This is a genomic window from Streptomyces sp. CA-251247, assembly GCF_050952975.1.
Lineage (GTDB): Bacteria > Actinomycetota > Actinomycetes > Streptomycetales > Streptomycetaceae > Streptomyces > Streptomyces achmelvichensis.
In genome coordinates this window covers 734850-743930 of record NZ_CP191861.1, presented here as the reverse complement: position 1 = coordinate 743930, position 9081 = coordinate 734850, and the positions used below count along the sequence as shown (strand labels likewise).

8 protein-coding genes are annotated in these 9081 nt (G+C 68.3%); 4 read left to right on the top strand and 4 right to left on the bottom strand.

The genetic code is table 11. From position 1 onward, the window contains the following. The first annotated feature begins 93 nt into the window (after window positions 1-93). The 3 genes from ACQPWZ_RS03220 to ACQPWZ_RS03210 are packed head-to-tail and all read left to right on the top strand — an operon-like array spanning window position 94 to window position 3072. Window positions 94-1083, top strand: a complete 990-nt coding sequence (locus tag ACQPWZ_RS03220) for a FecCD family ABC transporter permease (protein ID WP_405575756.1) — start codon at window positions 94-96, stop codon at window positions 1081-1083. Between the two features lie 2 nt (window positions 1084-1085). Further along, entirely contained in the window at window positions 1086-2150 is a 1065-nt protein-coding gene (locus ACQPWZ_RS03215; protein ID WP_340471592.1) for a FecCD family ABC transporter permease, read from the top strand. A gap of 19 nt (window positions 2151-2169) precedes the next feature. Further along, window positions 2170-3072, top strand: coding sequence for an ABC transporter ATP-binding protein (locus ACQPWZ_RS03210; protein ID WP_433573761.1), 903 nt, complete (start codon window positions 2170-2172; stop codon window positions 3070-3072). Window positions 3073-3223: 151 nt separating this feature from the next. On the opposite strand, the gene ACQPWZ_RS03205 is transcribed toward ACQPWZ_RS03210, so the two are convergent. Beyond that, entirely contained in the window at window positions 3224-4171 is a 948-nt protein-coding gene (locus ACQPWZ_RS03205) for a methionyl-tRNA formyltransferase (RefSeq protein ID WP_340471591.1), read from the bottom strand. 75 nt (window positions 4172-4246) lie between these two features. Here ACQPWZ_RS03205 and ACQPWZ_RS03200 point away from each other — a divergent pair, with 75 nt between their 5' ends. Further along, the gene (locus ACQPWZ_RS03200) at window positions 4247-5587 is read left to right on the top strand and encodes a lysine N(6)-hydroxylase/L-ornithine N(5)-oxygenase family protein (RefSeq protein WP_433570550.1); all 1341 of its coding nucleotides are present in this window, start codon (window positions 4247-4249) and stop codon (window positions 5585-5587) included. 169 nt (window positions 5588-5756) lie between these two features. On the opposite strand, the gene ACQPWZ_RS03195 is transcribed toward ACQPWZ_RS03200, so the two are convergent. From ACQPWZ_RS03195 to ACQPWZ_RS03185, 3 genes are read right to left on the bottom strand one after another with little or no spacing between them, the layout of a single operon-like run. Further along, the gene (locus tag ACQPWZ_RS03195) at window positions 5757-6383 is read right to left on the bottom strand and encodes a hypothetical protein (RefSeq protein ID WP_433570549.1); all 627 of its coding nucleotides are present in this window, start codon (window positions 6381-6383) and stop codon (window positions 5757-5759) included. Window positions 6384-6408: 25 nt separating this feature from the next. After that, entirely contained in the window at window positions 6409-8583 is a 2175-nt protein-coding gene (locus ACQPWZ_RS03190; protein WP_433570548.1) for a hypothetical protein, read from the bottom strand. Next, window positions 8583-9029, bottom strand: coding sequence for a hypothetical protein (locus ACQPWZ_RS03185; RefSeq protein ID WP_340471587.1), 447 nt, complete (start codon window positions 9027-9029; stop codon window positions 8583-8585). Before ACQPWZ_RS03185 ends, ACQPWZ_RS03190 begins: the two co-directional genes overlap by 1 nt. Window positions 9030-9081: the final 52 nt, after the last annotated feature.

Below are 9081 nucleotides of genomic sequence, written 5' to 3'. Positions count from 1 at the left end.
GAGCAGCCCTTACATTTAAGGCCTGCCTAACCTAAGGATGGTCGCGTGGGGAGCACAGTGATCGGCGCCAGAAGGCCCCGCGGCATGCTCCTCATGGTGCTGCCCGCCACCGCCCTTGTGGCCCTGTGCGCCCTGTCGTTGGCCTTCGGCGCACTGAGCGTTCCCCTCGACCAGGTGTGGGACACCCTGGTCGGCCACGCCCCCAGCACCCGGATCGAGAACGTGGTCTGGTCCGTCCGCGTACCGAGGACGGCGCTCGGGCTCGCGGCCGGAGCGGCACTCGGCCTGTCGGGCGCGCTGATGCAGGCACTGACCCGCAACCCGCTCGCCGACCCAGGAGTGCTCGGCGTCAGCGCCGGAGCCGCGTTCGCCATCGTCTTCTCGGTCGGCGTCCTCGGACTTGGCTCCGTCTACGGCTACATCTGGTTCGCCTTCGCCGGAGCGATGGCCGCAAGCGTCCTGGTCTACCTCCTCGGCGGACTGGGCCGCTCGGGCACCACGCCCGTCAAACTCGCCCTCGCCGGCGTGGCCGTGACCTCGCTGCTGTTCTCGCTGACCAGCGCGATCGCCCTGACCGACCCGGACGCACTCAACCGCTACCGCTTCTGGTCCGCGGGATCGCTGGCCAACCAGAACGAGGAAGTCCTCGTGCGCGTCCTGCCGTTCCTCGCCGTCGGCGCCGTGCTCGCCCTGGCCTGCGCCCCCGCCCTCAACAGCATGGCGCTCGGCGACGACGTGGCCGCCTCGCTGGGGCTGCGGCTCGGCCTGACCCGGATCCAGGGCGTCCTCGCCGTCACGCTCCTCACCGGCGGCGCCGTCGCCGTCATCGGGCCGGTGGTGTTCGTCGGCCTCGTCGTCCCGCACATCGCCCGCGTCCTGGCCCAGTACGCCGGCGTGGGCCCCGACCACCGCTGGCTGCTGCCCCTGTCGGCGGCGCTCGCGCCCTGTCTGCTGCTCGCCGCCGACATCGTGGGACGCCTTCTCGCGCGGCCGACGGAGATCCAGGCCGGCATCCTCGTCGCCTTCATCGGCGGCCCCTTCTTCATCGCCATGGTGCGCCGTCGACGACTCGCGGAGCTGTGAGCATGACCGATCTGCTGTCCCGCGCCCCCGGCCGCATCACCTTCCGGCTCGGCGTCCCACCCGTCTCCGGAGTGCTGCGGCCACGCCTGATGTGGGTGAGCGGCGTACTCGCTGTCGCCACCTTGCTGGTGTTCTGCCTGGGCATGACGATCGGGGACATCCCGTACTCGTTCATGGACGTCGTGCGGGCCCTGCTCGGTACGGCGGATCCGGGCACCCAGCTCATCGTCCAGGAGCTGCGGCTGCCACGGGCCGTGGCCGGGCTGCTCGTCGGGTTCGCCTTCGGTGTCTCCGGAGCGCTGTTCCAGACCATGACGCTCAACCCGCTCGCCAGCCCGGACATGATCGGCATCACCCAGGGCGCGGGCGCCGCCGTGGTCGCCGGCATCGTGCTCGGCTGGGACGGAGGGCTGAGCACCCAGGCGCTCGGCCTGATCGGGGCGCTGACCGCGGCGCTGCTGGTGTATCTCCTCGCGTGGAAGCGTGGCACGACGGGCTACCGCATCGTGCTCGTCGGCATCGGCATCGCCTGGATCTGCACCAGCGCCACGGACTATCTGATGGCGCGCGGCGAGCGGTTCCAGGCGCAGGCCGCGCTCGGCTGGCTCGTCGGCAATCTCAACGGCCGCGGCTGGGACCAGGTCGGCCCGCTGGCCGCCGCCATGGCGGTGCTCGTCCCCATGGCGCTGGTGCTCGGCCGGCTGATGCGCACGCTCCAGCTCGGCGACGACGTCGCACGAGGACTGGGCACACGGGTGCAGCCGGTCCGACTGGCCGTCCTCCTCGCGGGAGTCGGACTGGTGGCGTTCGGCACCGCCGCGGCCGGCCCCGTCGCTTTCGTGGCGCTTGCCGCGCCCCAGATCGCCCAGCGTCTGGCGCGTACGGCCTGGCCGCCACCGGTGGCCTCGGGGCTCACCGGAGCGCTGGCCGTGCTCGTGTCGGACCTGATCGCACGGAAGCTGATCTCCGGTACGGAGCTTCCGGTCGGGATCGTCACGGGAGTGCTGGGCGCTCCCGTCCTGTTGTGGCTGCTCGTCCGTGCCAACCGCGCCGGCTCAGGAGGCTGAACACGTGTCATCGAAGTCTGTGGACCCCGCGGGCCCCGATCTGCGGGCCGAAGGCCTGCGGCTGGCGTACGAGAGCCGGGTCGTCGTCGACGGCCTCGATGTGGTGATACCGCCCGGCCGGGTCACGGCGATCGTCGGGGCGAACGCGTGCGGGAAGTCGACCCTGCTGCGGGCCCTGGCCCGGCTGCTGGCGCCGAAGGCCGGATCCGTCCATCTCGACGGCCGTGCGGTGCAGTCCATCCCCACCCGGGAACTGGCCCAGCGGCTCGGCATCCTGCCGCAGTCACCGGTCGCACCGGAGGGACTGACGGTCATCGACCTGGTGGGGCGGGGCCGTTCACCGCACCAGACCTGGTGGCGGCAGTGGACCCGGTCCGACGAGCAGGCCGTCCACGACGCCCTGCGCGCCACGTCGATGGCGGATCTCGCCGACCGTCCCGTCGACGAACTCTCCGGCGGGCAGCGCCAGCGCGCCTGGATCGCGATGGCGGTGGCGCAGGGGACGCCGGTGATGCTGCTCGACGAGCCGACGACGTATCTCGACCTCGCGCACCAGATCGATGTGCTGGACCTGGTCACCGACCTCAACCGGCATCAGAACCGCACGGTGGTCATGGTCCTCCACGATCTCAACCAGGCCTGCCGGTACGCCGATCACGTCATCGCCATGAAGAAGGGGCGGATCATGGCCGAGGGCGCACCGGGGGACGTCATCACCGCGACCACGGTCGAGGACGTCTTCGGGCTGCGCTGTCAGGTGGCCAGGGACCCGGTCAGCGGGACCCCGATGATCATTCCGATGGGGCGCCACCACGATGTCGTGGACGCGGTTCCCCGGGCCGATGCCGATGCCGATGCCGATGCGGTCGATGAGGCCGGCGCCGATGCCGATGCGGTCGCCGTCACCGGATCTGCCGGCTGACGCACGAGCGGCCGGGGAGACGAACGGCACGGCTTGACGAACGGTACGGGTTGACGAACGGCCCGGCGGGAACGGGTGGGTGCCCGCTCCCGCCGGGCCGATGACGTCAGGAGGTGCCCGTCACGGCCCTCCGGTCGTCACACCGGGAACATCACGGACGGTCCGTCAGATAGCCGCCCATCGTGCGGAAGTAGTCGGTGGCGGCGAGTTCGGTGCCGTCCTCGGTCCGCACCCGCTTCAGCAGGAGGCCGTGGTTGCGTCCGGTACGGGCGTCCGCGCCGGCGACGATGACGATGCCGTCGCCCTCGCGGATGAAGATCCGCCCGGGGGTGCCTCCGTAGCGTCCTTCCGACACTGCCGCGGAGACGACGCGCAGCCGCTGCCCGCGGTGGTGGGTGAAGGCGTTGGGGTAGGGGTCCGACTGCGCGCGGACGAACCTCTCCAGATCCTCCGCCGGCCAGGTCCAGTCGATCCTGCTGTCCTCCACGGAACGCTTGTGGAAGAAGGTGGACTTCGAGCGGTCCTGCGGCGTCCACACCGCCGTACCGGCGGCGATGTGGTCGAGCGCGTCGTGGACGATCGGTCCGATGAGGTCAACCGTCTTGCGGAACAGGTCCGTTGCGGTGTCCTCGGGTCCGACGGACACCGAACGCTGGAGCACGATGTCGCCCATGTCGAGCTCGCCGTCCATGCGATGGGCCGTGACACCCACCTCCGGCTCGCCGTTGATCAGCGCCCAGATCAGCGGCGAGAAGCCCGCGTACGTGGGCAGCAGCGAGTCGTGGACGTTGAGCGTGCCGTGCGGCGGCAGGTCGAAGATCTCCGGTGGCAGCCAGGTGCGCCAGTTGTTGGCCACGATGATGTCGGGCTCGACGTCCCTGAGAGCGCTGAGCAGTTCGTCGTCCCCGGGGCGGTTGCGCAGCAGGACCGGCACGCCGTGCTTCTCGGCCAGGTCCGCGACGGAGTCGTCCCAGATCTTCTCGTAGGCGTGCTCGCTCTTGGGATGGGTGACGACGAGGACCACTTCGTGTTCGGAATCCAGCAGAGCCTGCAGCGTGCGGTGGCCCCAGGTCTGATAGCCGAACATGACGACCCGCATGTGAATCCTCCTCAGACATTGCAAGGTAAGGCTAACCTTATCTAACATGTGCGTGCTTAGGGAGGCGATGACGCGGTGAACACACTGCAGAGTGGGCCGGGCACCATCCACGACGTTCTGGGCATTGGGTTCGGTCCGTCGAATCTTGCTCTCGCGATAGCGATCCAGGAGTACAACGCACAAGTTTCCGAAGAGGACAGGCTCGAGGCGACGTTCCTCGAGAAGCAGCCCCGGTTCGGCTGGCACCGGGGCATGCTCATCGACGACGCCACGATGCAGGTGTCGTTCCTCAAGGACCTGGTGACGATGCGTGACCCCACCAGTGACTTCAGCTTCCTGTGCTACCTGCGGGAGCGGGAGCGGTTGGTCGACTTCCTCAACCAGAAGACGCTCTTCCCGCTCCGCATCGAGTTCCACGACTACTTCGAGTGGGCCGCCGCCCGCGTCTCCGGCCTGGTGGAGTACGCGACGGAGGTCGTCTCGGTGAAGCCCGTGACCGAGGACGGCGAGGTCCGCTGGTTCGAGGTCACCGGCCGCAACCCGGCGGACCCGCAGCAGCCGATCGTGCGCAGGGCGCGCAATCTGGTCATCGCGACCGGCATGGAACCTCACCTTCCGCCGGGGACCGTGCTGTCCGACCGCGTCTGGCACAACAGCGAGTTGATGCCGCGTGTGGCCCAACTCGTCGGCGAGGGAACCCCCGTACGCCGGGCCGTGGTCCTCGGCGCCGGACAGAGCGCCGCCGAGGCGGTCGACTACCTTCACCGCAGCTTCCCGGCCGCCGAGATCTGCTCCGTCTTCGCCAAGTACGGCTACACCCCGGCCGACGACAGCCCGTTCGCCAACCGGATCTTCGACCCCGAGGCGGTCGACATCTACTACCAGGCGCCGCGGGACGTGAAGCAGGCGCTCTTCGACTACCACCGCGGGACCAACTACTCCGTCGTGGACATGGATCTCATCGAGGCCCTGTCCAGAACGATGTACCAGGAGAAGGTCCAGGGCCGCGAGCGGCTGCGGATGCTCAACGTCTCCCGCATCCGGGAGGTCGAGACGAGCGACGACCGGCTCGACATCACGGTGGAGTACCTGCCGACCGGCGACCGGGACGTGCTCACGGCCGACCTGCTCGTCCACGCGACGGGCTATCAACCGCGCGACATCGGCGAGCGGTTGGGGGACATCAGCAAGCTCTGCATGCGCGACGACGAGGACGCCCTCTTGGTGGGCAGGGACCACCGGGTCGCCACACTGCCGGGCGTCGCCTCCGACATCTACCTCCAGGGCGGCACGGAGCACACGCACGGCATCACGTCGACGCTGCTGTCGAACACGGCCGTACGCGCCGGAGAGATCCGTGCGTCACTCGTCGCCCGGCGCATGGCGAGGGGGCGGGTGGCGAACGGTATCGGCTGACGGAACGGGTTGCCGGCCTCGCATGCGGGGGGTCGGCGGATTCGTACGACATGTCAGACCGCCCGGTGCCGCAGTCCCACGACCTGTGCGGGGTCGCCGTCGACCACTGCCGGGCGAGGTACTGCCGAGGCCCGGACCGCGCGGAAGCGGGCCGGGCCTCTCGTGTCCCTCAGGCCGCCGGGAGCCGGGGCAGTTCCTTCGGGAAGGTCCGCGACTCCTGGCAGTCGACGGCCTTGTACGTGTGGCGAGCGAGCTGGTAGGCGAAGTCGGCGAGGGCCTGCCGCAACTCGTCCCCGTGGACGCGGGTCTCCCCGATGGTGCGGGCGTCGACGGTCAGCGCATAGGCTTCCCGCGCCTCGCCTCGCTTCTTGCCGGGCGGGGTGCAGGGGACATACACGTACGCGCGGTCCGGGTGCACCACGGCTCTGATGTCGCCGGACGACACCTCGACCGGGTCCACGACGTACCCCTGCTCCGCGTAGTAGTCACGCCACTCGCCGGGAGCTGAGTCACGGGACTGCACCTCTCCCGAGATGACGGAGCCACCGCTGGTGCGTACGTAACAGCCGAAGAAGAAGTTGCCGTCCGAACTGTTCAGCCTCCCCCGCTCCTCGGCCGAACGCGCCGAGGGCAGGGCACGCGCTGCCGTCTCCCGGTCCACCGCGCCGTCGCACGGCCGGTCCGGCAGCCGGTCGATACCTTTGGTGAAGATCTCCAGGTACCCGAACACCGCCGCGACCGCCAGCAGGCAGCCTATCCCTGCGATGGCGACGTTCTTCTTGCGACTTGTCTGCATGAGGCTTCCCACATCCACTCAGAAGTTACGCTGCCGGCCGGGCGTGGGAGTCCTCCAGCATGGTGTCGCTGTCATTCCAGCCCTCCTGAAGTGCCTGGCGGATCATGTTCCGCGTGGCATCTTCTGTCAATTCCTTGGAACCGTGCTCCTCGATGGCGTCGACGGCGCTCTGCTGCGTCTGCACGTTGGCCGATTCCAGGGAGTCGTTCAGCTTCCCTCCACTGTCGTAAAGGGCCTGGTCCAGCGCTCCGTCGATCTGCTGTGCGTCCATGAGGCGGTCGACGGACATACCGGCGATTCCGCCGAAGAAGCCGCTGACCGCGGCACCCGTCGCGGCCACTGCCGGCGCTGTTCCCACCAGGGCGACGGTACCCACGCCGACACCGGCGGACAGGAAGGACTTGACGACATCGCCCTTCGTCTTGAGGGCGGTGTTCGCGTCCTTCTCGGCCTCCAAGTCGCCGGCGATCTTGGCGTCCGCGACCGAGTGGCCGACGATGCCCTCGATGATGCCGGCGTTCTTGGAAATGGTCTTGACCGCGTCCTCCGTCTTGCCGTCGAACAGCTCCGGCTGGGCGATGTGCGCCTCCAGGGAGCTGGCCGTATAGACGCTCTCCCCGACGATGATCGCGGCGCGGCCCATGGGATCCCTGGCGGTCTCGTACAGGAACCGTGTGGTATCGAGTTTGTCGAGTCCACCGGGATCCTGGCTGTTGCTCCAGAAGATCGACTCGGCTCCCTGGCCGGCGATCGACCGGTTGATCTCCGGCATGTAGGCGGCCGCCATGTCGCCGAAGCTCTCACCCGTGGCCTTGTTCACCAGCTTGGCGCCGGTCTCCGGCTGTGCGACCGAGTGCATGACCTCCTTCATCAGCGCTACCTGTTCCTTGCTGTGCGGCCTGATGTCGGTCGCCTTCTCGCCGTCCCCGTAGCCCGTCACCGCCGCCTCGAGGGCGTGCGCCACCGCACCGTCGCGGTCGGTGTACCGCATGCTCTCCACCACGTGCTCGAAGGTCTTCTTGTCGTCGAAGGTCTCCAGTGCGGCCTCGGGGTTGTGCGACAGGGCCTTCATGAAGCCGACCATCGGGTCGCGGCCGTCGTCGTCGCCGAAGACGAGGTCCGTGACGTTTCCGGTCTTCCAGAGGTCGTTGGTGCCCATGCCGGTCTGGCCGGCCGGCGCCATGTCCATCTTCAGGAGCTTCTTGCCGTACGCGTCGAGGAACTCGGCGTCGTACTTGCCGTGGTGCATCAGGCTGCTCATGACCTGGTAACCCATGGCACCGTTCGGCCTCAGCGGGTCCGAGGGGTTGGAGCGGAAGGCTGTGGTCGCCTCGTCGAGGACCTTCTTCTTCCACTCCTGCATGCCGTCCGCGTCGGACAGCGTGGCCGTGGCGAGCGTCATGCTCAGGTCCTTCTGGATGCTCTGGAGCTGCTTGAGCTCCTCGCCCTTCGCGCCCGCGTGGATCTCGGCGAGGTCGTTCCAGAACTGCAAGGTCTCCTTGCCACCCAGCTTGGCGGCGAACTGGGCGGCGAAGAGCTCGTCGTCCTTGTACTTGGCCATCGTCCGCTGGAACTCGGCGAGCTCCTGGGGTGACATCTTCTTGGCGTCCTTCGCCAGCATCGCCATGGCGTCGGCCTTTTGCAGCGCGTCGGCGGCGGAGTCGCGGTCGGCATGCTTGACGCCGGAGAAGCCGTAGTCGGCCTGCTCGGCTATCGCCTTCAGGGCACGGGCCGCGGTGGAGTCGCTCGTCGTGGCCTGCCCGAGGAGTTCCTGGATCCTGTTCTTCAGGGCCTCGGCCTTCTCCTTGGTGCCAGGAGGTTCGGGGTGGATGGCCGCGACGACGCGGAAGCCGCCGCCCTGCTCGCCGTAGACCGAGAGCTTGTCCTTGTCGAAACCGTCGTCGAGGGCCTGCTTGAGCTTGTCCCGGTACCCGACGAGCTCGTCGTACGTGTCCTTGAGGATGTTGTGGATGGACGTCCCCTGGGTGAGAGCGTCCGAGAACTCACCGGCCGTCTTGGAGATGAACTCGCGCGAGACGGTGGCATTGACGCCGGCCCAGTTGGCCTTGTCGGCCTTGGCCTTCATGTCGTCGCGCGCCTGCTTCTCCAGGGTGGTCAGGCTCTTGACGACCTTGCCCCAGTCGCTGATCGCGGTGTTCAACAGCGAGAAGTTGGCGTGGCGGAGTGCTTCGAGGTCCATCAGCGCTTTGTTCCCTCGTCAAAACCCTTGTCGAGGGTGGCGATGCTGCTGACGATCGACGCGATGTAGGACTCGTCGCCCGCGTGAGCCTTCTTCGTGAAGTCCATGTGGTTGGAGATGTGGGCGCAGGCGTCGAGCAGGGTGGTCAGCGACTTCTCCCACCGCTCCTGGACGGTGTCCAGGGCGCCTCCGAGCTCGAACTCCTGTGTTTTGAGGTCCTTGGCGGCGGTCTGACTGCTGGACCAGGCGTCACGGCCGTAGCGACCGAGGTCTGTGAACAGCTTGAACGCGCTGTCGCCCACCGCAGCCAGGTCCTGCTGATCGACCTTGAGGTCGCCCTGCTGCCCGTCGCCGCCCTTGCCGCTCGGCACCCCGTTGAGTTGCATTCGTGACGAGCCACCGCTGTCGGCGCCGGCCTTCAGCCGCTCCCATTCGTCCCAGGCCATCTCGTGGTTTCCTTCCCCCGTGCGAACAAGCAACAGATCGACGTTCCACTCG

What these genes read in the sequence shown, in the direction of transcription:
- ACQPWZ_RS03220 (WP_405575756.1), top strand. Translation starts at nt 94, where the DNA reads ATGGTGCTGCCCGCCACCGCCCTTGTGGCCCTGTGCGCCCTGTCGTTG.
- ACQPWZ_RS03215 (WP_340471592.1), top strand. Translation starts at nt 1,086, where the DNA reads ATGACCGATCTGCTGTCCCGCGCCCCCGGCCGCATCACCTTCCGGCTC.
- ACQPWZ_RS03205 (WP_340471591.1), bottom strand. Translation starts at nt 4,171, where the DNA reads ATGCGGGTCGTCATGTTCGGCTATCAGACCTGGGGCCACCGCACGCTG.
- ACQPWZ_RS03195 (WP_433570549.1), bottom strand. Translation starts at nt 6,383, where the DNA reads ATGCAGACAAGTCGCAAGAAGAACGTCGCCATCGCAGGGATAGGCTGC.
- ACQPWZ_RS03190 (WP_433570548.1), bottom strand. Translation starts at nt 8,583, where the DNA reads ATGGACCTCGAAGCACTCCGCCACGCCAACTTCTCGCTGTTGAACACC.
- ACQPWZ_RS03185 (WP_340471587.1), bottom strand. Translation starts at nt 9,029, where the DNA reads ATGGCCTGGGACGAATGGGAGCGGCTGAAGGCCGGCGCCGACAGCGGT.